The sequence below is a fragment of the Gluconobacter sp. Dm-44 genome, from assembly GCF_018256175.1.
In the GTDB taxonomy this organism is placed as follows: Bacteria; Pseudomonadota; Alphaproteobacteria; order Acetobacterales; family Acetobacteraceae; genus Gluconobacter; species Gluconobacter cadivus.
This window is the reverse complement of record NZ_JAERLZ010000015.1, coordinates 1-26212: the sequence shown is the minus strand read 5'-3', so window position 1 is coordinate 26212 and position 26212 is coordinate 1. Positions and strand designations below refer to the sequence as shown.

At 54.7% G+C, this 26212-nt stretch carries 23 protein-coding genes and 1 pseudogene; 20 read left to right on the top strand and 4 right to left on the bottom strand.

Annotation, left to right across the window (positions count from 1 at the left end; genetic code table 11):
- Positions 1–24: 24 nt before the first annotated feature.
- Positions 25–1515 carry an amidohydrolase family protein gene (locus JK213_RS13685; protein WP_194263213.1) on the top strand — a complete coding sequence of 497 codons (1491 nt, stop codon included), beginning with the start codon at positions 25–27 and terminating at the stop codon, positions 1513–1515.
- Entirely contained in the window at positions 1512–2471 is a 960-nt protein-coding gene (locus JK213_RS13680; protein WP_194263214.1) for a GTP-binding protein, read from the top strand. Before JK213_RS13685 ends, JK213_RS13680 begins: the two co-directional genes overlap by 4 nt.
- An 81-nt stretch (positions 2472–2552) precedes the next feature.
- On the opposite strand, the gene JK213_RS13675 is transcribed toward JK213_RS13680, so the two are convergent.
- Complete coding sequence (locus tag JK213_RS13675) at positions 2553–3239, bottom strand: D-lyxose/D-mannose family sugar isomerase (protein ID WP_194263215.1); 687 nt, start codon at positions 3237–3239, stop codon at positions 2553–2555.
- Positions 3240–3275: 36 nt separating this feature from the next.
- Positions 3276–4604 carry an MFS transporter gene (locus tag JK213_RS13670; protein WP_211571750.1) on the bottom strand — a complete coding sequence of 443 codons (1329 nt, stop codon included), beginning with the start codon at positions 4602–4604 and terminating at the stop codon, positions 3276–3278.
- A gap of 115 nt (positions 4605–4719) precedes the next feature.
- On the opposite strand from JK213_RS13670, the gene JK213_RS13665 reads away from it, so the two are divergent.
- The 15 genes from JK213_RS13665 (at position 4720) to JK213_RS13595 (ending at position 19943) form a co-directional block, all read left to right on the top strand.
- Positions 4720–5646, top strand: coding sequence for a LysR family transcriptional regulator (locus tag JK213_RS13665; protein WP_194263216.1), 927 nt, complete (start codon positions 4720–4722; stop codon positions 5644–5646).
- Positions 5647–5776: 130 nt separating this feature from the next.
- A complete protein-coding gene (locus JK213_RS13660) occupies positions 5777–6544 on the top strand; it encodes an IclR family transcriptional regulator (protein ID WP_211571748.1) in 768 nt (255 codons plus the stop codon).
- On the top strand, positions 6541–7518 hold the full coding sequence (locus JK213_RS13655) for a 2-dehydro-3-deoxygalactonokinase (protein ID WP_194263218.1): 978 nt from the start codon (positions 6541–6543) through the stop codon (positions 7516–7518). The genes JK213_RS13660 and JK213_RS13655 overlap by 4 nt, the downstream gene beginning before the upstream one ends.
- Positions 7515–8147: a 2-dehydro-3-deoxy-6-phosphogalactonate aldolase gene (locus JK213_RS13650; protein WP_211571747.1), complete on the top strand. Its 633-nt coding sequence runs from the start codon at positions 7515–7517 to the stop codon at positions 8145–8147. The genes JK213_RS13655 and JK213_RS13650 overlap by 4 nt, the downstream gene beginning before the upstream one ends.
- 35 nt (positions 8148–8182) lie before the next feature.
- Complete coding sequence (dgoD, locus tag JK213_RS13645; RefSeq protein WP_194263219.1) at positions 8183–9331, top strand: galactonate dehydratase; 1149 nt, start codon at positions 8183–8185, stop codon at positions 9329–9331.
- 25 nt (positions 9332–9356) lie between these two features.
- Positions 9357–10130, top strand: a complete 774-nt coding sequence (locus JK213_RS13640; RefSeq protein ID WP_211571746.1) for an SDR family NAD(P)-dependent oxidoreductase — start codon at positions 9357–9359, stop codon at positions 10128–10130.
- Between the two features lie 86 nt (positions 10131–10216).
- Positions 10217–11494, top strand: coding sequence for an MFS transporter (locus JK213_RS13635; RefSeq protein ID WP_322783063.1), 1278 nt, complete (start codon positions 10217–10219; stop codon positions 11492–11494).
- Positions 11491–12438: an SMP-30/gluconolactonase/LRE family protein gene (locus JK213_RS13630; RefSeq protein WP_194263221.1), complete on the top strand. Its 948-nt coding sequence runs from the start codon at positions 11491–11493 to the stop codon at positions 12436–12438. The genes JK213_RS13635 and JK213_RS13630 overlap by 4 nt, the downstream gene beginning before the upstream one ends.
- A gap of 344 nt (positions 12439–12782) precedes the next feature.
- Positions 12783–13820: an NAD(P)-dependent alcohol dehydrogenase gene (locus JK213_RS13625; RefSeq protein ID WP_194263222.1), complete on the top strand. Its 1038-nt coding sequence runs from the start codon at positions 12783–12785 to the stop codon at positions 13818–13820.
- A gap of 14 nt (positions 13821–13834) precedes the next feature.
- A complete protein-coding gene (locus JK213_RS13620; RefSeq protein ID WP_194263223.1) occupies positions 13835–14848 on the top strand; it encodes an AraC family transcriptional regulator in 1014 nt (337 codons plus the stop codon).
- A gap of 20 nt (positions 14849–14868) precedes the next feature.
- Complete coding sequence (locus JK213_RS13615; protein ID WP_194263224.1) at positions 14869–15639, top strand: SDR family NAD(P)-dependent oxidoreductase; 771 nt, start codon at positions 14869–14871, stop codon at positions 15637–15639.
- Positions 15640–15738: 99 nt separating this feature from the next.
- On the top strand, positions 15739–16659 hold the full coding sequence (locus JK213_RS13610; protein WP_194263225.1) for a substrate-binding domain-containing protein: 921 nt from the start codon (positions 15739–15741) through the stop codon (positions 16657–16659).
- A gap of 35 nt (positions 16660–16694) precedes the next feature.
- Entirely contained in the window at positions 16695–18242 is a 1548-nt protein-coding gene (locus tag JK213_RS13605) for a sugar ABC transporter ATP-binding protein (RefSeq protein WP_194263226.1), read from the top strand.
- Positions 18226–19191 carry an ABC transporter permease gene (locus tag JK213_RS13600; RefSeq protein WP_194263227.1) on the top strand — a complete coding sequence of 322 codons (966 nt, stop codon included), beginning with the start codon at positions 18226–18228 and terminating at the stop codon, positions 19189–19191. Before JK213_RS13605 ends, JK213_RS13600 begins: the two co-directional genes overlap by 17 nt.
- Before the next feature lie 23 nt (positions 19192–19214).
- Complete coding sequence (locus tag JK213_RS13595; protein ID WP_194263228.1) at positions 19215–19943, top strand: SDR family oxidoreductase; 729 nt, start codon at positions 19215–19217, stop codon at positions 19941–19943.
- 140 nt (positions 19944–20083) lie between these two features.
- Here JK213_RS13595 and JK213_RS13590 read toward each other — a convergent pair whose 3' ends face one another.
- Positions 20084–20926 (bottom strand): MetQ/NlpA family ABC transporter substrate-binding protein, encoded by an 843-nt coding sequence (locus tag JK213_RS13590; RefSeq protein WP_194263229.1) that lies wholly within the window; start codon positions 20924–20926, stop codon positions 20084–20086.
- Complete coding sequence (locus tag JK213_RS13585) at positions 20919–21962, bottom strand: isopenicillin N synthase family oxygenase (RefSeq protein WP_194263230.1); 1044 nt, start codon at positions 21960–21962, stop codon at positions 20919–20921. Before JK213_RS13585 ends, JK213_RS13590 begins: the two co-directional genes overlap by 8 nt.
- A 365-nt stretch (positions 21963–22327) precedes the next feature.
- On the opposite strand from JK213_RS13585, the gene JK213_RS13580 reads away from it, so the two are divergent.
- The 3 genes and pseudogenes from JK213_RS13580 to JK213_RS13570 all read left to right on the top strand — a co-directional run bounded on the left by JK213_RS13580 (position 22328) and on the right by JK213_RS13570 (position 26080).
- Positions 22328–24619: a TonB-dependent receptor domain-containing protein gene (locus tag JK213_RS13580; protein WP_322783064.1), complete on the top strand. Its 2292-nt coding sequence runs from the start codon at positions 22328–22330 to the stop codon at positions 24617–24619.
- A 44-nt stretch (positions 24620–24663) separates the two neighbouring features.
- Positions 24664–25311, top strand: a pseudogene (locus tag JK213_RS13575) (methionine ABC transporter ATP-binding protein); the annotation flags it as partial.
- Between the two features lie 109 nt (positions 25312–25420).
- A complete protein-coding gene (locus JK213_RS13570) occupies positions 25421–26080 on the top strand; it encodes a methionine ABC transporter permease (RefSeq protein WP_194263232.1) in 660 nt (219 codons plus the stop codon).
- Positions 26081–26212: the final 132 nt, after the last annotated feature.

The window sequence follows — 26212 nt, the reverse complement described above, 5'->3', positions numbered from 1 at the left end:
CGGATCGTGTGAGAGGTTGAGTATTTGTTCGATCTCGTGATCCGTAACGGTCTGCTGGTTGATCCTGAAACAGGTCTGGAGCAGATCGGGGATGTAGCGGTGCGGGACGGCGTTATTCACCATGTTGGTGCTGTTTCCGGCATAGCTAAGCGTGAAATCGATGCGACAGAGCTCGTGGTGGCCCCTGGCTTCATCGATCTTCACGCCCACGGGCAATGTATTGCGTCCGATCGCATGCAGGCGTTTGACGGAGTGACGACCTCTCTGGAGCTGGAGGTCGGTATTCTGCCGGTTTCTGACTGGTATGCCCGCCAGCAGGAGCGTGGCCGGGTTCTGAATTATGGCGCCTCGGTTGCGTGGGCCTTCGCGCGGATCAGCGCAATGATCGGTCGGCCAGTAGAACCGTCTCTTTCGTTCATGGGGAAATGTTATGACGACCCCCGATGGAGCGAGAATACGGCGAGCGTTGCGGAACTGAGGACTATTCTGTCGCTCGTCGAACAGGGACTGGAGGAAGGCGGTCTGGGCATCGGGATCCCGCATGCCTATGTGCCCGGAGGCGGTGCAAAAGAGCTTGTGGAGTTGTGTTCGCTCGCAAAGCGGCATGAGGCTCCGACCTATACCCACATCGCCTATTCTTCGAACATTGACCCGCGCAGTTCCATCGAGGCCTATACCCGTCTGATCGGATATGCGGGCGCGACAGGTGCGCATATGCATATCTGTCACTTTAACAGCACGAGTCTGCTGGATATCCGCCGAGCGGCCGAGCTTGTTTCCACTGCACAGAAGCAGGGACTGAACATTACGGTTGAGGCCTATCCTTATGGAACAGGCTCTACCGTCATAGGATCGCCCCTGTTTGGAGAGGTCGCGTTCAGGGAGCGAACCGGCAGTGCATATACATCAATCCAGAAAGTTGATGACGGCCATCGGTTTAAAAGTCGGCAGGAAATTCTGGACGTACAGCGGGAGCGGCCCGATACGCTTGTGCTCTGGCACTTTCTTGACGTGCAAAGCGACTCGTCGGCGCAGGACCTGCTGGATGTATCCGTTCTCTATCCGGGAGGCGTGATCGCATCCGATGCCATGCCCTGGACGCTCCCGGATGGCTCCGTTTACGAGGGTAAAAGCTGGCCTCTTCCGCAGGAGGCCGTGTCTCATCCCCGTTCGTCAGGGACTTTTTCCCGCTTTTTGCGAGAGTATCTGCGGGAGCGCCACAAGGTTTCACTCTGTGAGGCCATGCGTCGCTGTTCGCTAGGGCCAGCACGGATTCTGGAAACGGTCTGCCCGCAAATGGCGCGGAAGGGGCGTTTACAGGAAGGATGTGATGCCGATATTGTCGTTTTTGACCTCAGGACGATAACGGATCGTGCAGATTTCGCAGCCATGAATCGCCCTTCGGAAGGCGTACATCATCTGCTGGTCAATGGTCAGAGCGTGATTTCGGAGGGCGAACTCAACCGGGACGCTTTTCCGGGGCAGCCGGTTCGTAATCATGTCGGGGTACTATGAGGCAGGGCTCTGGTCTGGAACAGGCTGCGGCAGTCCCGGTATATGTGGTCGGCGGTTTTCTGGGTGCGGGGAAAACCACTCTGCTCAATCGGCTGCTCAAAACGCAGAAACGTCGTCGTCTGGCCATTCTGGTCAATGATTTTGGGGCGATTGATATTGACGGATTACTGGTGGAGCGGCGGGACAGCGATGTTCTGACGCTGAAGAACGGCTGCATCTGCTGCTCTTTGCAGTCGGATCTGTTCTCCACGCTGAAGATGCTTCTGTCTCGCAGTCCCGTGCCTGAGGCGATTTTTATCGAATGCAGTGGGGTTTCGAAGCTTCAGGAAATGCGCAGGGCGCTGGCAGATCCTATTTTGTGGCAGTATGCGGCTCTGGAAGGCGTGATCTGTGTCGTCAATGCACTTGATGTGATTACGCAAAGCGGGATCACAAGAGATTTTTTGTGGAAAGAGCAGATCCTTTCTTCGGACATGACCGTCCTGTCCCATACGGACAACCTTGGGAAGGATGCTATTCAGGAAGCAGAAGCAAAACTTCAGGCGCTTCATGGCGGGGTACCCGTTCTGTCTTGTGCTAACAGTCTCCTAACCCATGAGGCTCTTTTTCGTCTTCTCGAAGGGAAAACGGAAAAGTCTTTTTTCCGGGCTGAGGATGACGTGAATGACGACTTCATCAGTCTTGCATGGCGGCGGAACTCTCCGGTGAACCTGACAGGCTTCCGCACTGTAATTGACCGCCATGCTGCGGTTTTGCTTCGGGCGAAAGGGATCCTGTATCTCGCTACAGCTCCGCAGCGTGCGTTGCTTTTGCAGATGACAGGAGCGCGAATTACCATTGGATTAGCGCCCGAGAAAGCTCTGTCTGATCCAGATACCCGGCTTGTCTTTATCGGTCGGCAAGGAATGTTGGACACACACGCGCTGAAAGACGATCTTGATACCATTTCCGCCTGAGTACAGGCGTTAGGCCAAACGCTGCATCGTCAATCTTGAAGAACAGGAGAAAAGAAATCTTCGTTTCTCCTGTGATATATTTCAGGAAATGTCAGGATATTCGTTGCAGAGAAAGTAACGCCGTTCCTCGTCTTCATCTATTTCTGGAAAACGCGCCGAGGGCTCAAGAAAGAAGTTGTCTTCATGGTCGTCACAGAGAGACGAAACCTCACCGCTGACCGTGAGACCACTTCCATCTTCGCCCCAGAACTGATGGATTGTGCGGGGAGGAATACAGACGCTCTGTCCCGGCTCGAGCCGGACGAGGTCACCCGGATTGAGCTGACGGACAATACCGTCAACATGGATGGGGAAACTTTCCTGCGCAAGCTTGTTGTCTGCGCCTGCTTTTGTGAGCTGCACTAAAATAACGCCGCCTGCACGATTGATGATGTCTTCCATTTTCGTACGATGAAAATGTGCGGGCGAGCGTTGTCCTTCTGGGTCGAGGATCAGTTTTTCAGCATAACTCTTCGTGTAACCCGGACGGCGAAGCGAACCATTTCTAAGAGTGAACAGGGTACGGCCGATCCGGGTAAAGTCACCCTGTCCAAAATCCGTTACATCCCATCCCAGCATGCAGTCACGGATCTCATTCGCTTCATGGCCCTTCGTGGCCCAGTCCTTTGCAGACCAGTAGGCAAAGTCAGGGAGGCTGATGCCATGTTTGCGAAAGGTATCGATTGCCAGATCGATGCTCGAATTAATCTGTGAGCGTTTGAGCAGCATTGTCTTTTCCTTACAAAGAGGACGAAATAATCAGATTCAGGTAGCGGAAACACCCGGATGCGCTCCGGAGAGCTCGGGAGACCGTTGATTTTTCTGGGTAGGATGGCTTTTGAAAAAAGCCATCAGAATGGCTGCCGCCAGAATGAATGCCGACATGAAAGCGAAGCTGAGGCTGACGCTATGGGTTCGCGCCTGAATGTATCCAATGATCCAGGAACCGAGAAAGCCGCCCAACGCACCTGCGCTGTTGATGACGCCCATCGCAATCCCGGCGGCTTCACGGGGGAGAATATCCGGGGCGATGGCAAAAAACGGCCCAAGTGGCGCCTGCATCGTGGCGCATCCAAGAACCATGCAGAGATAGGCGAGGGTGAAACTGTATTCGGCCAGCCAATAGCTGCCGAAGAAGCACAGCGCCGAAACAACCAGAAGCGGCCAGACAATATTTTTGCGGATCTGATAGTGGTCTGAAATATACGAGACGACGATCATCAGAACTACGGAGGCTGCATAGGGTCCGGCTGCCAGCAGTCCGGTATTTCCCATGCTTGAGCCACCACTATGGATAATATCGGGCAACCACATGATGAAACCATAAGCAGTCACGCTCCATAAAAGAAGTTGAGCGCTCAAGTTAAGCACACGTCCGTCTGTGAGGACTGACCATATGCTTGCGTGACGCTCCGGAATTTCGCGCTGTTCAATGGCGAGTTGTTGCGCAAGAGCTTCGCGCTCTTCAACTGTCAGCCATTTTGCCTGTGCTGGATGGTCAGACATCGTCAGGATCCAGACAAATGCCCAGAGAACGGAAGGAATTCCTTCAATGATGAAGACGTTCCTCCACCCATATTGCGAAATGAGATATCCGGTGATCGCGGACATCCACAGGACGGTCACCGGGTTGCCAAGAATAAGATAAGTGTTCGCACGAGAGCGTTCACTGCGGGTGAACCATTCCGTAAGCAGAATCAGCATTGCGGGAATGATCAGGCTTTCCATACTACCCAGAAGAAAGCGATCCAGAGCCAATAACCAGAAATTATTGATCAATCCGGTCAGAGACGCCAGAATGCCCCAACCCAGAATACAGAAAAAGATCATTCTTGTTGGGCTATGCCGGCGCGCATAAGCCGCAGCGGGAACCTGAAATGAAAAATATCCCAGAAAGAAAAGCGATGCGAGCCAGGCCGCACGATTGGGCGAAATCTGCAAAGCCTCGTTAAGGCCTGCTGCCGCCCCGAAACCGTAATTTGTGCGATCAAGGTAAGCAAGGCTGTAGGTTACGAACACGATCGGCATGATGCGCAACCAGCGACCGGACGGACGTGTTCTGGAAAGATCAATGGGCATGAGAGACCTCGTCACACGTTTTCCTGCTCCACCGAGCGGGTGATCACGAAGTTCTTTCCGGTTCCGAGGCAAACTTCCAATTCTATTTCACGATGAAACTGATCACAGGGCATGATCAGGAACTCATATCATGGAACTCAAACATCTCCGTTCATTCTCGACACTCGGCGAAACGCTGCATTTTGGCCGTGCAGCGGCAAGGCTGAACATTGTCCAGCCCGCTTTGAGTGGTCATATCAAACATCTGGAAGAAGAAATCGGTGTCCAGCTTGTAGATCGGTCACGAAATCACGTTTTTATGACTCTCGCCGGGCAGAATTTTTTGACAGAGGCCCGGCGTATTCTCTCGATCCTTGATGAAGCACAGAAATCAACCAAACATATTTCTGCCGGGACTGTTGGAAGTATCCGTCTTGGCTTTGTCTCCTCCATTATTCCCATGTTTGGTGGAACGCTTTTCCGACATTTTGCGGAGCGGTACCCCTTTATCCAGTTTGATCTGATGGAAATGAATTCGGTCCGTCAGGTTGAGGCGATTGCAGAGCATCGACTGGATATCGGATTTGTACGTCTGCCTCTTCAGCATCTGGAGGTTGATATTTGCTCCATTGGGAAAGAACAGTTTTTTGCTGTTTTGCCCTCTCACCATCCCTTGGCAAAGCGTGCCTCGTTGATTGCGTCCGACCTGAGTTCGGAAACGCTTCTGATGTTGGAGCGCGAAAATGCGCCGGGTTTTCATGACGCTTTGCTCAGCAGTTTTTATCAGAATGGTCTGGTCCCGCTTGAAATCAAATATTTTCATGAGTTCACAACAGCCATTCATCTGGCATCTCTGGCAGGGCTGGGCGTTGCGATTGTTCCTGCCAATGCCACTTACAGCGCGCCGTCTGAAATTGTTCGAATTCCACTGGATTTGGGAAAGACGTTTTCGGAAATCGGGATGGCCAGTCATGGAAAAAAACCCCCTCTGGCGCGCAATGTCTGCCTTCTTATTGAGCGTTTCGTGTCCGAGGCCTTGCCGTGCGGACAAGGTGGCAAGATATCACTTGGGACGTAGTGTCGTTACACAATCATCTAATATCACATAAAAATGTTTCAAATCGTCCGATATGTGGTTTCAATCCCATATTATGGGATGTATATGCGAAAGTATGACCAGATCCGATAGCAACAGCAGCAGAGTGGATATGTCTCCTGACGGAGCGTCAGAGTGGCCTGAAGGTACTCAGGCCTTGGGCCGGGGCCTGTCCCTGCTACGCGCTGTCGGTGAAGGATGCGATACGCTGAATGCGCTGGTTGATCGTCTGGGGTGTACGCGCAGCACGACACATCGGCTGGCGTCAGCGCTCGTTCAGATGCACTGGCTTTCTCAGGATCATTCGGGCGCTTATCAGCTTGGTCCAAAAGTTGCGGAACTTGGGGCTTTGGCCCGGCAGGAACATCCAGTTCTGGTTCTGGGGCGTCCCATTCTTCAATCTCTCGGAGCTGCAACACAGGATACGGTCCATCTCGGGATCAGAATGGGAGAGCGTGTTCTGTATCTTGACAAGGTTGACGGACAGAGAGGGTTGGAAATGCGCTCCCGCGTCGGGCAGAGCATGCCTCTGGCCCTCACGGGAGTTGGCCGCGCCCTTATCATGGATGATGATGAGGCATCGTGGAGGCATTTGTACGATGTTTCCGGCGCTGATCCGCTTCAGTTCAAAAGCTGGCTGGATCGGATGCGGCACTACCGTGCGAACCGCTGCGTCTTTGACCTTGAAGATAATGAACTGGGCATCAACTGTGTTGCTGTCCCTGTTCGTGATGTCACGGGAGATATTGTTGCGGCCATCAGTGTGGCCAGTGCAACGCCCTATCTTCCCCTGAAACGGATGGAGGAACTCGCTCCGGTAGTGCAAAAAGCTGCCGAGACGGTGTCCCACCATCTTGGCTGGAAGGATGGCATCATATGAGCGGGTCTTCTGCCGGACTTCCGGCCCTCCTTGCGTTGGACTGGGGCACGTCTTCTCTCCGGGGCTGGCTGATGACGGAGAGCGGTCAGATCCTGAAGGAGTATCAAAGCAAACACGGAATTCTAAATTTGCCGGAAGACGGATTTGCCGCGATCCTTGAAGGCCTTCTGGACTTATGGAGCCTTCCCGTTCTGCCCCCGGCAATCGCCTGCGGGATGGTTGGTAGTGCGAATGGATGGGCGGAAGCGCCTTATCTTTCCTGTCCTGTTTCTCCGGATGCACTGGCGACGTCCCTGAAGCCGGTTCAGACAGGGCAGGGGGTGCTTTCGATCATTCCGGGTGTTCGCGATGATGGGGCAGTTCCCGACGTCATGCGCGGTGAAGAGACGCAGATTCTCGGTGTTCTCGCCCTTCGTCCTGATCTGGCTGAGGAAGTGACGATTGTTCTTCCCGGCACCCATTCGAAATGGGCACAGATCCATCAGGGGCGGATCGTCGGGTTTCGGACGTTCATGACGGGCGAACTCTATGCTGTGCTGAAGGCACACAGCATCCTCGGAAGGTTTAGCGCTCCAGAAAGGCCGTCTGATGCTGAATCCATCATGGCTTTCGAAGACGGTGTCCGGATCGGGGCGTCTGAAGACAGTGTTTCATCCCTGCTGTTTTCTGCACGGAGCCGCGTTTTGGCCGGGCGGCTCTCGCCTGCTGCCGTGCCCGATTATCTGTCGGGCCTGCTGATCGGGAACGAGGTCTATTCCGGCCCCCGTCTCAAGAGAGGGGCGTCGCACAGAACCGTTCTGGTTGGCGATGACGCTCTCTGCGCGCGGTATCTCAGGGCTTTTCGTCTGCTGGGTCAGCGTGAACCCGAGGTTCTCGGGAATACAGCGCCAGCGGGACTGATGAAAATTGCTCATCTGGCGGGACTGGTTCCGGATGGAGCCAGATCCCAGCCATTTTCAGGAGTAGGTGCATGAATATGTTCACTCATGCTTTGAAGCGCTGCCCCCTGATTGCCATCCTTCGCGGGCTTCGTCCGGAAGAGGCGCTTGGGGCAGGGCAGGCTCTGGTGGATGCGGGCTTCACCATTATTGAAGTCCCGCTCAACTCGCCTGATCCTTTTCGCAGTATTGCCCTGCTTCAGGAGACATTTGGCGATCGGGCTCTGATTGGCGCCGGGACCGTCACATCTCCGGAAGCGGTGCGGGATGTGGCGCGCCACAATGGCAAACTGATTGTCATGCCACATGCAGACGTCGCCGTTATTCGTGAAGCCAAGGCTCATGGCCTGATCTGCACGCCGGGAGTTTGCACGCCTACGGAGGGATTTGCGGCTCTGGCTGCCGGGGCTGATGCGCTGAAAATGTTTCCTGCCGAACAGCTTGGCCCTCATGTTCTGGCCGCATGGAAAAGCGTGTTTCCCGCGGGTACGGCCTTTATTCCTGTCGGTGGTATCCGGCCTGAGACGATGCAGGAATATTTCAGGGTCGGCGCGGCCGGATTTGGACTGGGATCGGCTCTGTATCGCAAGGGCGACAGCGCGGACACAATCGCGGCCAAGGCCCGCGCCTTCATCGATGCGCTTCCCGCATCGTCCAGCTACTGAATCCATCATTTCCGAATTCACGACAGGACATCATCATGAAGATTACGGCACTCAAGACCTATATGGTTCCGCCGCGCTGGCTGTTTCTGAAAATCGAGACGGATGAAGGTATTTTTGGCTGGGGCGAGCCCGTCGTCGAAGGTCGGGCCGCGACTGTGGCGGCCATGGTCGAGGAACTGTCCGATTACCTGATTGGCAAAGACCCGTTCCTGATCGAAGACCACTGGAATGTCATGTATCGTGCGGGTTTCTATCGGGGTGGCGCGATCCATATGAGCGCCATTGCCGGTATTGACCAAGCGCTTTGGGATCTGAAGGGGCGGGCGTTCAATGTGCCGGTCTGGCAGCTTCTGGGCGGAAAGTGTCGTGACCGCATCCGTGTCTATTCATGGATTGGTGGAGATCGTCCGGCTGACACCGCACGCGCGGCTAAAGAAGTCGTGGATCGCGGTTTTACGGCTGTGAAAATGAATGGCACGGAAGAGCTCCAGTTCATCGACAGCCATAGGAAAGTGGATGAAGCAATTGCCCGGGTCGCGGCCATCCGCGAGGCAGTGGGGCCGTATGTCGGGATTGGTGTGGATTTCCACGGGCGCGTGCATAAGCCGATGGCCAAGGTTCTGGCGCGGGAACTTCAACCGTTCGACCTGATGTTCATTGAAGAGCCTGTTCTGAGCGAAAATTTCGAGGCTCTGCGGGAAATTGCCGCCCAGACCTCCATTCCCATTGCGCTAGGTGAGCGTCTGTTTTCGCGTTGGGATTTCAAGCGCATTCTGGAACAGGGCTGCGTCGATATCATCCAGCCTGATCCCTCCCATTCCGGGGGCATTACGGAAACGCGGAAAATCGCTGCCATGGCAGAGGCTTATGACGTCGCTGTCGCTTTGCATTGTCCGCTCGGCCCGATCGCTCTGGCGGCCAATCTTCAGCTGGATGCCATCAGTTATAACGCGTTCATTCAGGAACAGAGCCTCGGTATTCATTACAACAAGAGCAATGACCTGCTGGATTATATCGTCGATCCTTCAGTGTTCTCGTATGTGGATGGACATGTCGCCATTCCTGACGGCCCCGGTCTGGGGATTGAAATCAACGAGGAGTACGTGAAGGCCAAAGCTGCTGAAGGACATCGCTGGAGAAATCCTGTCTGGCGCCATGCCGACGGTTCTGTGGCAGAGTGGTAAAATCATGATGCAGGATGCGGCTGCCATGACATTCACAGACAATCTGGCGATCTATCCCAGCCTGCGCGACCGTGCCGTCCTGATTACGGGCGGTGCGACCGGGATCGGAGCGGCCATGGTCAGGGCGTTTGCCCGGCAGGGCGCAAAGGTCGCTTTCTTCGATATTGATGAAACCGCTGGTGAAGCACTGACCGCGGAACTGGCAGGTGTGCCGTTTCCTCCCGTTTTTGTGCCATGCGATGTTACGAATGTTGAGCGGTCAAGATCAGCTTTCGCGGAAGCGCAGGAGCGTGTTGGAACGGTCGATGTTTTGGTTGCCAATGCTGCGAACGACCGTCGGCACATGCTGGAAGAAGTGGACGAAGCCCTGTGGCAGCGTCTGACGGATATCAACATCAAGTCGCAGTTCTTTGCGGCCCAGACAGTCGCACCCGTCATGGTGCAGAAGGGCCGGGGGTCAATCATCTGCCTCGGCTCAACAGGCTGGATGCAGAAGAACGCAGGATATCCCATCTATGCGACCTGCAAGGCCGCTGTGCATGGACTGGTCAACGCGCTGGCGCGTGAACTGGGGCCGTCCCGTATCCGCGTCAATGCTCTGGTGCCGGGATGGGTCATGACGGACAAGCAGAAAGCGCTCTGGCTGGATGCCGAAGGGGAAGCGGCGATTGACCGCAGCCAGTGTATTTCTGACCGGATACAGCCAGAGGATGTCGCCAGTCTGGCGCTGTTTCTGGCCGCCGATGACAGCCGGATGTGCACGGGGCAGAAATTTGTTGTGGATGGCGGCTGGACCTGAGCCTGTTCGCATCTGCTTTTTTCGTTTTTTAAACACACAGAATGTGCGGCCGACAGGCCGACATGTTTCGAAAGAGGACCAATACCGTGTCTCATGAGCACATTCTGTCCCAGCCCGTTTCGGCGTCCGACCAGAACGTGAGTGCGTTCCAGCTACTGCGTCCATACTGGCGGGTCACGCTGGCGGCGTTTCTGGGCTGGTTTCTTGATGCCTTCGATCAGGTGGCGCTTCTGCTTTGTCTGCCGGATATCGGAAAGGATCTGGGTGTCAGCCTGACGGCAATGGGAATTATCATCACAGCCCAGAGTGTCGGGCGTGTGGTGGGCAATACAGGCTGGGGCTGGCTGTCGGACCGGTATGGTCGCAAGCTGACCTTTATGATCGGTGTGATCTGGTTCGCGGTCTTTTCCGGCGCAACGGCCATGACATGGACGTATCTGGCCATGCTGGTGGTCCAGTTCATGTTCGGGATCGGCTTTGGCGGCGAATGGACTGCTTCTGCAGCCCTTCTCATGGAAAGTGTGCCACCGCGTGCGCGTTCTCTGGCGTCGTCGTTGATGATGTCGGGATATGAATGCGGCTTCTTCGCCGCTGCAGCGGCGCAGGCCATTATTCTCCCGATCTGGGGGTGGAGGGCGCTGTTCCTGATCGGGGTCGTACCCGCACTTCTGGCGATTTTTATTCGTCGCGGCGTTCCGGAAAGCCCGGTCTGGCTCAAGCTCCAGTCCATGCCGAAACAACAGGTCCAGCGGCGGAAGTTTGGCTTCCGTCTTGACGGAGCAGCGCTTCAGGCTCTGATTTTCATGGCCTTCGTTCAGTTCCAGAATGCTGCGATGTACAGCTTTTATCCGACGTTCCTGCGCTCAGACCGTCATATGTCTCCGGCTGATGTTTTTCCTTTCATCGCGGCGTACTGCATCGGCTCCCTGCTGGGGAAACCACTGTGCGGAGTTCTGGCATCCCGCTTGGGAGACCGAATGGTGTTCATGCTGTATTTCGCTCTGACGGCGCTCGGGATCTGGCCGTTTATTTCGGCACATAACATGACGGTCATGCTGGCTGGGGCGTTTGGCGTCGGCATGTTTGGGAACAGCATTTTCGCTCTTATTCCGCATTATCTGTCACAGCGCTTCCCTTCCGAGACGCGGTCGCTCGGGATGGGCACAAGCTACGCAGTCGCGGCTTTGGGGCAGGGTGTGGCAGGCTTTCTGGTGCCAATGCTGGGGGTGATCTACGGGTTGCCTGCCGCCATTATCGGAAGTGTTCTGGTTGGTACGGTTCTGGTGGCGAGTATTGTGGCCTATCGGCCTGCGGTTCTTCCTGGCGCAAAGATGGAAGGCGAAGAGGAGCATGTGGTCGGATGAATACGTCACTGTTTCCGGGAGTGGTTCCCGCTCAGAAAGACTATCTCGCGCGCGTGGCCTATGCGCCTGTTCTGTACGACCCGACGTTCGATGGCTTTTTGCCGAACTCTGATACGGAACGTCTTGCAACAGGAATGGCATGGGGGGAGGGGCCTGTCTGGTTTGGAGACGGGCGCTTCCTGCTGTGGAGCGATATTCCCAACAACCGTATCCTGCGATGGACGGAAGAGACCGGGCAGGTTTCGGTGTTTCGTGGCCCCTCTGGCTTTGCCAATGGCAATACCCGCGACCTTGTGGGGCGACTGATCACCTGCGAGCATGAGACCCGACGCGTCACGCGGACAGAGCATGACGGCACGATGACCGTCATTGCTGATAGATTCAGCGGGTGCCAGCTTAATTCTCCGAATGATGTGGTGGTCGCCGCTGATGGTGCCATTTGGTTCACCGACCCGGATTATGGCCTCAGATCTGCCTATGAAGGGGGAGGGCGGGGCGAGCAGGAACTGCCGACCTCCCTTTACCGGATCGGGCCAAGGGGCGGAATTCAGCTCATTGAGGATGGATTTCTTAATCCCAACGGGCTGGCATTTTCCCCCGATGGCAGCATTCTCTATCTGATCGATACTGGAGCCTCTCCAAATCTGATCTGGGCGTGTCAGTTGAATGAGAGCAGGGATCGGGTGACTGATCGTCATATTCTGATCGATGCTGCGCAGGGGTTGGGTGATGGCCTGCGCTGCGATGACGCTGGAAATCTCTGGTGTGGGTGGGGCGGAACTGAGGGAAATGGCGTCAAGGTCTTTGGAAAGAACGGCGAAGCCCGGGCTTTTCTTCCGCTGCCCGAGCGGTGTGCCAATCTGTGTTTTGGCGGCCAGCGCCGTAACCGCCTTTTTATGGCTGCGTCGCACAGTCTTTATGCTGTGTATGTGAATATCGGGTAATTTATGAAATGCTCAATGCGGCACTGAGCAAGCCACTGATTGAGCCTTTTATCTGGAGCTTTTGGAGCATCCCAGACCTCATATTTCTGTTACCTATAACATGAAAAATTCCAATCTACAGAGAGGCATATTCCCTGATTTTCATAGAAAATTTTCAATAAAATATATTTATATCAATATCATATAAAAAATTTTGGTGATGGGGGATCTAACCTTCGTAATTATCCCAATCAAAAAAGTATCACTTTTTAGGAAAAAATACCCTATACGTTGTTATATATAACATATAATCCCTACTCTTAATCACATTTGATGTTGGAATGTGTGGCAGGAGACGGTTGGGTATGGCTCAGGCACTGGTGCTCGAAAAGAAAGGTGAACTCTCCCTGCGCGAGATTCACCTTCCATCGGAACTTGGCGCAAATGACGTCCGGATTGCCATTCATACGGTCGGTATCTGCGGCAGCGATGTGCATTACTATACACATGGCGCCATCGGACCTTTCGTTGTTCGTGAACCCATGGTGCTGGGACATGAGGCTTCTGGGACGATAACGGAAGTCGGAAGCCATGTCAGATCGCTGAAAGTTGGTGACCGGGTATGCATGGAGCCCGGCATTCCAGACCCACAGTCCCGCGCAACGCTGATGGGCCAGTACAACGTAGATCCCGCCGTCCGCTTCTGGGCGACGCCGCCCGTTCACGGCTGTCTGACGCATTCCGTCGTGCATCCAGCCGCCTTCACCTTCAAACTACCGGACAATGTGAGCTTCGCTGAAGGTGCGATGATCGAACCGCTTGCAGTTGGCGTACAGGCGTCGGTCAAGGCTGCCATTAAACCTGGTGATATCTGTCTTGTGACCGGGTGTGGCCCTATCGGGATCATGACCGCATTGGCCGCACTTGCCTCCGGGGCGGGGCAGGTTTTCGTCACGGATCTGGCACCCGCCAAGCTTGTTATTGCCGGACAGTATGACGGTATCAGGCCCATCAACGTTCGTGACGAAAAGCCGCGTGATGTTGTGGATGCCATCTGTGGATCTGACTGGGGCGTGGATGTTGTTTTCGAAGCGAGCGGTTTTACCGGCGCTTATGACGATGCTCTGGCATGTGTGCGGCCTGGCGGAAGCATTGTCTTCGTCGGTATGCCTCTGCAGAAGGTTCCGTTCGACATCGTAGCGGCGCAGGCCAAGGAAATCCGCATGGAAACGGTGTTCCGCTACGCGAATGTTTATGAGCGCGCCATTCGACTCATCAGCGCGGGAAAGATCAATCTCAAACCGCTTGTGTTGGAAACATTCCCTTTCGATCAGGGGATTGCCGCGTTTGAGCGGGCTGCCGAGGCTCGACCAAGCGACGTCAAACTCCAGATTGCTCTCTGAGAAGCGGTGCCATCATGTCCGTAACACAGAAATTATCCAGACAGAGGCCGTTGGCTCCGATTTCCAGCCGTGTATCAGCGCTTGGAACGATCAGCTCCCTGACAATAAAACCGCCTGTCAGTGAAGGAAATACGCGTCCTGTTTACGAGATGATCCATGCGGACCCTAACACCAGTTTTCGCTGGCATCAGCATGACTATCCCGGCCCGCTGGCCCGTTGGAACCATCATCCGGAATACGAACTGCACCTGATCACACAGAGCGAAGGTCGTGCGATCATCGGAGACCATATCGGGAGTTTCGGACCACGCCAGCTTGTTCTGGTCGGGCCGGATCTGCCGCATGGGTGGTTCAGTCCTTTAAAGCCGGGTGAAGTGCTCACAGGACGCGATGTCGTCCTTCAGTTTAGCGCTAAATGGATTGACTGTCTGATGACGCTTTGCCCGGAACTGGGTGGACTGAGAAATTTGCTTCAGGAATCTGCTCTTGGTGTCGAGTTCACTGGCCCAGAAGCACTTGGTCTGGGAGAGAAGCTTAAGGCGATTGGCACTTTCCAAGGTTCTGGGAGGTTGGCTGCCTGTCTGGATCTTCTCGTCACACTGACGTGTGCACCTTTCAGAACACTGTCGCTCAAAGTTGAAAGCAAAGGGCTCGATAGTCCGGAAATGCAACGTATGAGCGGCGTCATCACATCCCTCATGGCCATGGACCCGTCCGAAATTCGCCACGACCATCTGGCACAGAATCTGGGACTTTGTGCCTCAACATTCTCGCGCCAGTTCCGGGCCGCAACAGGAGATACGTTTATGTCTTTCTTGCATCGGTTGCGGGTGTGTCATGCGTGCCATCTGCTGGCCAGTTCCAGGCTTTCAATCACCGAAATCGGTGCGGCTTCCGGCTTTAACAACCTTTCCAATTTCAACCGTATTTTCCTGCGTCTGCGGGGCTGCACTCCACGCGAGTACCGGCGTCAGGCCCGCGAAATGACGGCCTTTTCGCCGACAGGCGCCGCAGATTTTTTGAATTGATCGACAGGGGAGAACAGACCATGCCAACACTTCCACAACGATTTTCCCTCGATGGTCGCAAAGCGCTTGTCACGGGTGCGTCCCGCGGGCTTGGCGTCACGATCTGCGAGGTTCTGAGTGCTGCCGGGGCCGATATTATCGCCGTTGCACGGTCTGAAGCTGATATGGCTCAAACACGCCGGATCGTGGAAGGGCATGGTCGTCGCTGTCTTACGGTTGTTGCGGATCTTGGGGATCCGATTGCTCCTGATACTGTAGCCCAGACGGTAAGGGCTGCATGGGGTGGTGTGGATATTGTCGTCAACAATGCTGGCGTCAGTTTCCCCCGCCCTCTTGTGGAGCAGACCGTCGAGGAGTGGGACACCGTGCAGGCCATCAATCTGCGTGCACCCTGGCTTCTCGCCCGTGCTTTTGCGCCAGGCATGATCGAACGCAAACGCGGGAAGATCATCAACATCAGTTCCCAGGCCAGTTCTGTCGCGCTGATCGACCATGGTGCTTACGTCGCCTCAAAAGCCGGCTTGAATGGTCTTACCAAGGTCATGACGGCGGAGTGGGCCGCTCACAACATCCAGGCCAATGCCATCTGCCCCACAGTCGTCTGGACGCCTATGGGTGAACGCGTCTGGAGCGTCGGCAACAAGCTGGAAAAGCTGCTGGGAAAAATCCCCGCTGGTCGTGTCGCAACACCGGAAGATGTCGCGGATACAGTTCTGTATCTCGCCTCCGATGCATCGAACATGGTCAACGGACAGGAAATATTTGTCGATGGCGGATACACGGCCCTTTAGGTCGGCACATCCTCAAATAGAGACAGATAACTTTACGGCTTTGACAAGGCCCTGTGCAGGAAATGGCCAGCACCGGGCATGTAGATCAACAGGTGTAACATGAAGATCAAGACGCTTCCGCTGACCATTCTGTCTCTCGCTCTTGGCGGGACAGCCCTGTCACAGCCGGCTGCCGCGGCCGGGACACCGCTAAAAATTGGTGTTTCCTTTCAGGAAATGAACAACCCGTACTTCGTCACCATGAAAGACGCCTTGCAGGAGGCCGCTGCCACAATCGGCGCCAACGTTATCATCAGCGATGCACATCATGACGTGTCCAAGCAGGTGAGTGACATTGAGGACATGATCCAGCAGGGCGCACAGATCATCATCATTAACCCAACCGATACCGTGGGTGTTACGTCCGTCGTAAAGACCGTTCATGACAAGAATATCCCGATTGTCTCGGTGGATGCTCAGGCTGGCGGTCCGTTGGATGCGTTCGTCGGTTCCAAGAATTACGATGCTGGCTTCAAGGCCTGCGAGTATCTCGCCATGACGATCAAGACCGGCAATATCGGCATTATTGACGGCATTCCGGTCGTGCCAATTCTGGAGCGTGTCAAAGGCTGCAGGGACGCCATTGCCAAGCATTCTGACATCAAGATTGTCAGCGTCCAGAACGGCAAGCAGGAGCGTGATCAGGCCCTGACGGTGGCGGAGAACATGCTTCAGGCCAACCCGGATCTGAAGGGAATTTTCAGCGTCAATGACAATGGGTCCCTCGGCGTGCTGTCAGCCATCGAATCCAATGGATCGGACGTGAAGCTGGTTAGCGTTGATGGCAATCCGGAAGCCATGAAGGCCATCAGCAAGCCCGGTTCCCATTTCATTGCCACGGCGGCGCAGTTCCCCCGGCAGGAAATCCGTCTGGCACTCGCGCTCGCGCTCGCAAAGAAATGGGGTGCGGAAGTGCCGAAGGTTCTGCCAGTCGATGTCGAACTGATCGACGCGACGAAAGCCAAAACGTTCAGCTGGTAAATTCCAGGGGCGCGCTGGATTTCGGAGAGAACATCATGACACAGACCAGTCAGATAGCGTCAGAGCCTCTTCTGGCCCTTGAAGGGATCTCCAAGAGCTTTCCGGGAGTCAGGGCATTGCGGAATGTCAGCCTCAGTCTTGAGCAGGGAGAAATCCATGCTCTTCTGGGGGAGAACGGCGCTGGAAAGTCCACGATCATCAAGATCATGGGCGGGATTCAGTCTCAGGATGAAGGGCAAATCTTTCTCAACGGAAAAGAATGCCATTTCTCCAGCTACAAGGATGCCATCAGCGCAGGCATCGGGATTGTTTTTCAGGAATTCAGCCTGATTCCTGAACTTGATGCCGTGGATAATATTTTCCTCGGACGCGAAATGCGGAACGCTCTCGGATTTTCCCGCAAAAACGAAATGACACGCATCGCGCAGGGAATTTTCGAACGGCTCGGGGTCAGAACACGGTTTGACGTTCCCGTCGCGCGTCTCAGCGTGGCTGAACAGCAGTTTGTGGAAATCGCGAAAGCTCTGTCACTGGATGTACAGGTTCTCATCCTCGACGAACCAACCGCGACCCTGACGCCGACAGAAGCCGAACTGCTCTTCAACGTCATGCGGCAGCTTCGGGATCAGGGCATCGGCATTTTCTTCGTGTCGCATCATCTCGAAGAGATTTTTGAAATCTGTGACCGCATTACGGTGCTGCGCGATGGTGCGCGTGTGGGTGTTTTGAAAACGTCCGAGTGCACGATGGACCATCTGGTTGAGCGGATGGTCGGTCGGAAAATTGAAAATACGTTTCCGCCCAAGCCCGCACTGCATATTGCCGAGCGAATTCTGGAAGCTGAAAATATCCGCTTCGTCAGTAACGGACACCCCAACAGTTTCTATCTGCGAGAAGGTGAAATCCTCGGTTTTGCCGGGCTCGTCGGTTCGGGCCGAACGGAGACGGCTCTGGCGTTGATCGGCGCACTGCCATGTCCCGGAAAAACGGTGCGGATTGAGGGCAGGGAAGTGTCCATGGGGAATCCTGCACAGGCTCTGCGTCACGGTATCGGAATTCTGCCCGAAAGCCGAAAAACCGAGGGTCTGATCCTCGGCTTCAGCATCCGGGACAACATCTCTATCAACAACCTGGCGCAATATACCCGCCCGATCGGCACGATCGACACTGTGCGGGAGAAGCGCAAGACACAGGAACTGATGTCTGCCGTCCGCATCAAAGCGCCTTCGGACGAGACAACTGTGGTGAGCCTTAGTGGTGGCAATCAACAGAAGGTTGTAATCGCGCGCTGGCTGAACCGCCGGAGCAAGATCCTGATCTTCGATGAACCCACGCGTGGCATCGATGTCGGGGCCAAGGCAGAAATCTATACACTTATGCGGAACCTCACGGCAGAGGGCTACGCCATCATCATGATCTCATCCGAGCTTCCGGAGATCGTCGGCATGTGTGACCGCGTGGCCGTTTTCAGCCATGGCGTCATCACGACGGTTCTAGAAGGGGATGCCATCAGTTCGGAAGAGGTAATGCGTCATGCAACAGCAAGCGTTAAAAAGTTCGCAGTCGATGCACTCTCTGCTTGAGCGCTACAGAGCATCGAAATTCGCACGGTCAACGGCGTTTCTCCCGGCGGTTGGGCTGTTCGTGGTCGTGGCCTGCATGATCGCGCTCAACAGCCGCTTCCTGTCCTTCGGCAATCTCGAAAACGTTGCCAGACAGGTCTCGATCAACGCCATCATTTCTGTGGGCATGACTTTTGCCATTCTCACAGGTGGCATTGACCTCTCCGTAGGAGCGGTCATGGCGCTGGCGGGAACCATCACGGCTGGCCTGTTGGTTTCTGGCCTGAACGCCGGGCTGGCCATTCTCGCTGGGCTGGGTGTGGGGGCGCTTTTCGGGGCAGGAAACGGAGTCTGCATCGCCCGTCTTGGAATGCCGCCGATCATCGTCACTCTGGCATCAATGAGCATCGCCCGTGGGTTGGGGCTGATCTACACCAACGGCTATCCCATCTCGGGCCTTCCGGACTGGTTTGCATTTATCGGGCGCGGGAAGGTTTTGGGAATCCAGACGCCCATTCTCATCATGCTCGTGGTTTATGCGCTGGCCTATCTGTTGCTCCAGCGCATGCCGATCGGTCGCTATATTTATGCCATAGGCGGCAATGAAGAGGCTGTGCGCCTCTCAGGCATTGATTCCCGTAAATATAAAATCATCGTTTATCTGATCGGAGGCTTCACCGCCGCTCTGGCTGGTGTTGTTCTCTCCTCCCGCCTCATGAGCGGTCAGCCGAACGCAGGCGTCGGCTTTGAACTCGATGCCATCGCAGCCGTGGTGCTGGGTGGCACCTCAATTTCCGGCGGCCGCGGTTCCATCATCGGAACCCTGATTGGCGCCATGTTGCTGGGTGTTCTGAACAACGGTCTGAACCTGCTTGAAGTCTCCCCTTACGTTCAGAACGTCATCAAAGGCGCCATCATCCTCCTCGCAATTTTCATCAGTCGTCAGCGCGGCACAGCGTCCGCACACTGAGACAGCATCACAGGATAGGGCATATGACACAGTCTCTTCAGGGTAAAATTGCCGCCATCACCGGCGCAGCTTCGGGCATTGGTCTCGAATGTGCCCGCTATCTCATCGAAGCGGGGGCAGTGGTCTATCTTCTGGACCGTGACGCCACAGCACTCGAAGATAAAACGGCAGAACTCGGCAGCCAGGCTCATGCAATTATCGTCGATCTCTTCGACTACAAAACCGTAGATGCTGCGATTGCACAGATCGTTCAGGAGCAGGGCAGGATTGATATTTTCCACGCCAATGCTGGCGCTTATGTGGGCGGCAATGTCTGGGAAGGCGATCCTGACAGCTGGGACCCCATGCTCCACCTGAACATTAATGCAGCCTTCCGCTCGGTCCGCGCCGTTCTGCCGCAGATGATGAAGCAGGAAAGTGGCGATATCGTCATGACCAGTTCGATTGCGGGCATAATCCCTATTATGGCTGAACCCATCTACACCGCCTCGAAACATGCTGTGCAGGCCTTTGTCCACACAGTGCGCCGTCAGGTTGCGAAGTATGGGATTCGTGTAGGAGCCATCCAACCTGGCCCGGTTGTCACGCCTTTGCTGAAAGACTGGGATCAGGCACGGCTTGAAGCCAACATCAAGGCTGGGGCCTTAATGGAAGCCAAGGAAGTTGCCGAAGCGCTGATTTTTATTCTGACCCGTTCAAAGGGTGTCATGGTGCGGGATCTGGTCGTCCTGCCACATAACTTTGATGCCTGAAATAGAGGAGGGGTGAGTGAAGAAACCGTTGACCAGAGCTGTTTGTACGACGGCTCTGATCAACGGTTCTCTATCGCCAGTCAGATGAAGGGGCAGGTCGGCCAGCGTGTGCATCTAAAGTCAGGACGGGATGAAGGACATTACGTCCACGCAGGAATGATGGCCCCGTGATAGGCTTCAAGCAGCTTGGCGCGGACATTGGGTTTTTGAAAAGCGCTCACCAGTGGCTGAACCCAAGTGGCATGGGCGTAGGGCTCGTTTACGGCGATAAAATTGATATAGGGATTGTTGTCCATACTCTCGCGCGCCAGACGCTCCGATTTAAGGTCGATCCCGGCTTTGTAGGCCCATTCCGTAATCACGACGCCCGCATCCAGATCTGGCAGAGACCGAGCCAGAACAGGATCATCCAGTTCCTTGATCGTCAGGTTTTTCGGATTATCGGAGATATCGAGTGCGGTTGGCATCTCGCCCGCGTCAGGTGAAATCTTCAGTAACCCAAGAGATTGCAGGAGTTTAAGCGCACGTCCTTCGTTCGTAGGGTCGGCGGGAACGCCAATCGTTGCATCATCAGGGATTGTGGAAAGTGTTTTCCATTTTTTCGAATAAAAGCCGATCGGTGCGAAGTAGGTGTTTCCAACAGGCACGATATGAGAGCCCAGTGCAGTATTCTGAGCCTGAAGGTACGGACCGTGTTGAAATGCGTTGGCGTCCAGATCTCCTGCCGCAAGGGCCGCGTTGATCGGATTGCCTTCAGAAAAAGTGACGACTTCGATGGTCAGGCCCGTCGCGCGGGCATTTTCCTGAACAATACGCCAGATATCCTCGTCTTCACCGGACAGGATCCCGACCCGTACAGGCTTCGACTGCGCTTTTGCGGATGCTCCAATGAGAGATGTGGCAGCGAGGAGCGTGAGCAGTTTGCGACGCCCCAGAGAAATACCGGATATGGGCTGTGTCTGGCTGACAGGGCGATTACGCATGGTGCAGGACTTTCGAGGGAACGGCAGAGAAAAGATCACTGTGATGTCGGGCCGCAACATCGGGATGAGAGCGTAGCCGCCCTTTGAGTGTGTTCTGTCCGATCTGGGAAAAGAGGGGGTTGTCGGGATCCTGCGTGATCCCGGCGCTGGAGTTTGCCAAGGCGTCCGGCAGCGGGAGGACTGGCATCGTGGCGTCGAGTTGTGCGCCGAGGAAAAAGGCTGCGGACAACCTGTCCCGTCCTGAGCTTGGGCTGATGACACGATGGATCGCAGCCTTGAAATATCCGCTTGTGGCGACTTCCAGCAATTCGCCGATGTTGACGATGAACGTCTCCGGCTGTGGGGGGGCCTGAAGCCACTCACCGTTTGCCAGTTCCACTTCCAGCCCGCCTTCATTGTCCTGAAGGATGAGCGAGAGGAGGTCGCTGTCTTTATGAGCGCCCACGCCCTGCCTTTCTCCGCCGCCATGCTGGCCGGGATAATGGATGAGTTTCAAAAGCTGGTAAGGCGTTTTGCTGACGACGGGATGAAAGGCATTTGCCGCCTGCCCCAGAGAGAGCGCAAGCGCTTCGAGCAGGCGCCTGAGAACATCCAGAACCTGCTCCTGCCATGACAGAACAGTCGCCTTGAGCTCTGGGAGTGTTGCTGGCCACTGGTTGGGGCCCTGCAAACGCATATAAGCCGGTTTGCCCCTCAGATCTTCCACAATGGCTCGTTCGGGACCGATATCGAGTTGTTCGCGCCAGTCCGCCTTGCCGCGTGTGATTTCTCTACCGGCGTGATTATACCCTCTGAAATGTGGAGAATTCACCATAGAAATCTGTTCTTTATGCTCCATTGGCAGAGAGAAAAATTCCTGTGCCTGCGTCATGAGGTCGGCATTCAGATCCGCCGAAATCCCATGTCCTTTCAGGTAGAAGAAGCCGTATTCGTGGGCGGCGTTACGCAGAGATTCAAGGAAAAACTCGTCTGGCGTCTGCTGATCCTGCCACAGGGACAGGTCGATGGTCGGGAGAGAAAGAGTGCTCTGCGTCATACACGTAACCACTTTCGGCTCTGAATTTTTGCCTCTGGGACCTGTTTTGCGACAGGTTTCAGGAGCATGTGTCCTCATATAGTCCTCCATAAAACGCGATATATATTAAATCCACATCAATATGTTGTTTGACTCAAAAAACACTATGAAATAATCAACAAAAGACAAATCTCCTTGAAAGAACTCTTATGCGTAGTGGTTATGTCCTGGCGCCACTTCTTGTTGGCCTCTCATTTTCCGGGACCTTTTCGGGGGCCGTTGCGGCCGAAAACACATCGGCTCAGGATAGTTCCGGCGTGAAAAAACAGTCCAGAAAAGAGACTGTTGTCAAAAAAACCGTGCCTGCCGTCAGGACAGAACAGGCTGTGGCTGATGAACCGGAGCAGGTCATCGTGACAGGCACCCGAGACCCCTCTCAGACGGCGGCCCGCAGCATCAGCCCCATTACGATCATCGGGGGCAACCAGCTTCGGGCAACGGGCATGACGGACATCCGGGAGGCGCTGGTCCAGCTTTCTCCTTCCATCAGCCGTGAGGTCAACGGTTCGGATCAGGGATCGGTTATTGATGCGCTGAGCCTGCGGGGATTGAATGCCGATCAGACTCTGGTGCTGGTGAATGGTAAAAGACGGCATACGACAGCCGCCATCGCGGTAGATGCCTCGTCACAGCAGGGAACCACACCAGTCGATCTGGATATGATCCCGATTTCTGCGGTCGATCACATCGAGATACTGCAGGATGGTGCGGCTGCGCAGTATGGATCGGATGCCATCGCAGGCGTAATCAACGTCATTCTGAAATCCAACAATCACGGTATCCATCTTCAGGCTGTCAATGGCGGCTATGCTGCGGGAGATGGCTTTACGACTGGTGAAAACCTGAATGCAGGTTTCAAGCTGGGCAATCGGGGTTTCCTGAACCTCAGTGCAGAATTCAAGCATCAGGACCGCACACAGAGAACTGGAATTGACCCCCGGACGGGCAAAAATAACGATCTGGCAACGGGTCAGCCTCAGGTGACGCGTGAGTCCATCGAAACGAATTTCGGCTATCATTTAACGGATGCCATAGAGCTTTATGGTTTTGGAACATTCACGCACCGCGATGCCGAGCGCTGGGCTTTTCTGCGTGCTCCGAGCACTACTGCGGCTGACGGGCTTTTGGGGATGTATCCGAACGGGTTTGAACCCGTCGAAACAATGCCTGAGAATGATTATGGCTTCACGCTCGGTTTTCGAGGAAAACGACTTTACGGTTTTGACTGGGATCTGAGTTCCACGATCGGTGGAGATCACGATACGCTGGGAGATTATAATTCCGCGAACGCGGACGCTTATAAAGAGACAGGATATTCCCCATCGCGTTTCTATCTTGGAAGTTATTCCAACCAGCAATGGACGAACAATCTCGATATTCGGCGCGGCGTAGATCTTCCGTTTCTGTACAGCCCCTTGAATATCGCCTTTGGTGGTGAATATCGCCGTGATACCTATTCCATCGGTTCAGGAGAGCCGTTGTCGTATTATCTGAGCGGTGCGCAGGGATATCAGGGCGAAACGCCTCAGGATGCCGTTAACGCAGCCAGACACGTCGCAGCCGCCTATGTTGATTTCTCGACGCAGATCGTCAAACGCTGGCGGGTGGATCTTGCCGGACGGTTTGAGCACTATGACGATGTCGGAAATGCGCGGACGGGAAAAATCTCCACGCGATATGATATCAACCGCTTCATTGGATTTCGCGGTACCGCCAGCACCGGCTTTCGTGCTCCGACCCTTGCGGAACAGAATTTTGCGGCTTTCATCTCCAGCCCGAACTACGCAACCGGACAGATTGCGGCCAACTCACCCGCTGCGCGCGCTTTGGGCTCGCCTGGCCTCAGACCGGAAACATCCACCAATTTCAGTGTGGGCATGATCCTGAATCCGTTGCCGCGCCTTCACATCAATGTTGACGGTTATACAATCTACATCAAGCATCGGATCGTTGACGGAGGGTATGCTTCAGGTGCCCGGGCTGTAGAAGCCTATGCCGCAGCGGGCGTGGATACGTCCGGATTTTCTGGCGATGAATCTGCGGTCAGCACAAATTACTTCACGAATGGCGCCAGTACCCGGACAACCGGCCTTGATATTACGGCGCATTATTCTTCGGACTTTGGGCGTTATGGCAAAGTGGACTGGGATGCAGCCGTCAATTTCAACCATACCAATGTCAGAAACATTGCCCGAACCGGGGAGGGGGCTCCGGTTCTGAACGCTCAGCAGATCAGTTTGATGTCAACGGAAAACCCGTCCAACAAGCTGATTTTTGGAGGAACCTGGCGTCAGGGAAAATGGACGGTCGCTGTTCACGAAATCCGTTATGGGCATACAACGTCCAACCTGACATTCGTTTCGGGAAGCAATGCTTTTTCGACAACGGATTTTTACCATCAGATCAACCGTCCCCGCTTTGTGACCAATCTTGAAGTCGGCTATCAGGTTCTTCCCCAACTTCATCTGGCGCTGGGCGGCAACAATGTCGGAAATGCCCATCCCAGCCGTGTGCCGTCCTTTACGGCGGATTATAACAACAATCTCTACGACACACTCAGTCAGCAGTTGTCCGAAGAGGGTGGTTTTTACTATCTTCGAGCCGATCTTTCTCTTTGAATATGATGGTAATGCAGAATACGGGTGTGGCTGAAGCGAATGAAATGTTGAAAGTTGAAGGTCTGTCCAAGGCCTTCAACGGCCATTATGCGCTGGAAAATATCAGCTTTTCTGTTCATCGCGGTGAAATTGTGGGGCTCATCGGGCGTTCGGGAGCAGGGAAGACGACCTTGCTTCGCTGCCTGAATGGCGCAGAAACCCTGGATTCAGGCCACGTTCTCGTTGAAGGAAAAAATCTTAGCGTTCTTAAAGAACGTGAACTGCTTGCTCTTCGACAACGGATCGGCCTTGTTTTTCAGGGGTTCAATCTTCTCCAGTCCCGGACTGTGGCCGGCAATATTTCTCTTGGTCTGGAAATTTTGGGAGTTCCCAAAAAAGAGCGGCAACATCGTATTCAGGAGCTGATCCATCTGGTCGGCCTTGAAGGGCATGAGACAAAGCACCCTTCGCAGCTTTCTGGCGGGCAAAAGCAGAGGGTTGGGATTGCAAGGGCGCTGGCGGGTCATCCAGCTATTTTGTTGTGTGACGAAGCAACGTCGGCGCTAGACCCTGAAGCGACGACGTCAATTCTCGCCCTTCTTGAAACCATTAATCAAGAGCTTGGCGTCACGATTATTCTTATTACGCATGAAATGGATGTTATCCGCCGTTTGGCTCACCGAGTGCTTGTTCTCGATCAGGGGCGTATTGTTGAAGATATTTCAAATGAATTACTGAATAGAGGGGAGGCGAAACACGCCTTAACACGGTCCTTCATCAGTCGTGTGTCGGATAATGCAGAGGAAATGGAGGCCGCCGAATATGCATCATCAGGTTTTTGATCTGTTTTTCAAAGCCACGCTGGCGACACTCGAAATGGTTTTTGCGTCTGCTGCAATTGCCGTTCTCGTTGGACTGCCTCTTGCTGTTCTGCTCACCATCACGAGGCCGGGAGGACTATGGCCCGTTCGCCTCATCGGTCGGCTCCTTGGAGTTGTGGTTGATCTGACAAGAGCAGTGCCGTTCATTATTCTTCTTGTTGTCCTGATCCCTTTTACGCGCTTTGTCATGGGAACGGCTCTTGGGACTGCTGCGGCCATCGTCCCACTGTCCATTACCGCGATCCCATATTTCGCGCGGATTGCGGAAGTTTCATTGAGAGAGGTGTCTCCGGAACTGATTGACGCGGTTCGCGCGATGGGTGCGACACGGGCGAAAGTCGTGCGCTCGGTTCTTATTCCCGAGGCTCTGCCGGGGTTGGTCTCTGGTCTGACCGTCACGCTGGTCACACTCATCAGCGCCTCTGCCATGGCGGGCGTCGTGGGCGCGGGCGGACTGGGTGATCTTGCAATTCGCTATGGATATCAACGATTTAATACAGTCATGATGTTATGGGTGGTGAGTATTCTTGTTGTGCTGACAATTCTTGTTCAGATTGTTGGGAATGCGATTTCCGCCCGGCTGAGGAAGAATTTCATATAGAATGACCCACAGGTTCTGAAACGCACCCGCAATCTTCGCCCGGATGATGGATAATCTAGGCTCAGGACTCATTCTTTGAGGTAGAAGATGACGCTTGCTGCGATGTGGATTGCGGACATGAATGTATGAGCG

Bases quoted from the DNA above. Each gene is read 5' to 3' on its own strand.
- JK213_RS13640 (WP_211571746.1), top strand. From the start codon at position 9,357: ATGACATTCACAGACAATCTGGCGATCTATCCCAGCCTGCGCGACCGT.
- dgoD (WP_194263219.1), top strand. From the start codon at position 8,183: ATGAAGATTACGGCACTCAAGACCTATATGGTTCCGCCGCGCTGGCTG.
- JK213_RS13650 (WP_211571747.1), top strand. From the start codon at position 7,515: ATGAATATGTTCACTCATGCTTTGAAGCGCTGCCCCCTGATTGCCATC.
- JK213_RS13620 (WP_194263223.1), top strand. From the start codon at position 13,835: ATGTCCGTAACACAGAAATTATCCAGACAGAGGCCGTTGGCTCCGATT.
- JK213_RS13630 (WP_194263221.1), top strand. From the start codon at position 11,491: ATGAATACGTCACTGTTTCCGGGAGTGGTTCCCGCTCAGAAAGACTAT.
- JK213_RS13610 (WP_194263225.1), top strand. From the start codon at position 15,739: ATGAAGATCAAGACGCTTCCGCTGACCATTCTGTCTCTCGCTCTTGGC.
- JK213_RS13605 (WP_194263226.1), top strand. From the start codon at position 16,695: ATGACACAGACCAGTCAGATAGCGTCAGAGCCTCTTCTGGCCCTTGAA.
- JK213_RS13570 (WP_194263232.1), top strand. From the start codon at position 25,421: ATGCATCATCAGGTTTTTGATCTGTTTTTCAAAGCCACGCTGGCGACA.
- JK213_RS13600 (WP_194263227.1), top strand. From the start codon at position 18,226: ATGCACTCTCTGCTTGAGCGCTACAGAGCATCGAAATTCGCACGGTCA.
- JK213_RS13660 (WP_211571748.1), top strand. From the start codon at position 5,777: ATGTCTCCTGACGGAGCGTCAGAGTGGCCTGAAGGTACTCAGGCCTTG.
- JK213_RS13615 (WP_194263224.1), top strand. From the start codon at position 14,869: ATGCCAACACTTCCACAACGATTTTCCCTCGATGGTCGCAAAGCGCTT.
- JK213_RS13665 (WP_194263216.1), top strand. From the start codon at position 4,720: ATGGAACTCAAACATCTCCGTTCATTCTCGACACTCGGCGAAACGCTG.
- JK213_RS13675 (WP_194263215.1), bottom strand. From the start codon at position 3,239: ATGCTGCTCAAACGCTCACAGATTAATTCGAGCATCGATCTGGCAATC.
- JK213_RS13680 (WP_194263214.1), top strand. From the start codon at position 1,512: ATGAGGCAGGGCTCTGGTCTGGAACAGGCTGCGGCAGTCCCGGTATAT.
- JK213_RS13595 (WP_194263228.1), top strand. From the start codon at position 19,215: ATGACACAGTCTCTTCAGGGTAAAATTGCCGCCATCACCGGCGCAGCT.
- JK213_RS13585 (WP_194263230.1), bottom strand. From the start codon at position 21,962: ATGACGCAGAGCACTCTTTCTCTCCCGACCATCGACCTGTCCCTGTGG.
- JK213_RS13655 (WP_194263218.1), top strand. From the start codon at position 6,541: ATGAGCGGGTCTTCTGCCGGACTTCCGGCCCTCCTTGCGTTGGACTGG.
- JK213_RS13625 (WP_194263222.1), top strand. From the start codon at position 12,783: ATGGCTCAGGCACTGGTGCTCGAAAAGAAAGGTGAACTCTCCCTGCGC.
- JK213_RS13590 (WP_194263229.1), bottom strand. From the start codon at position 20,926: ATGCGTAATCGCCCTGTCAGCCAGACACAGCCCATATCCGGTATTTCT.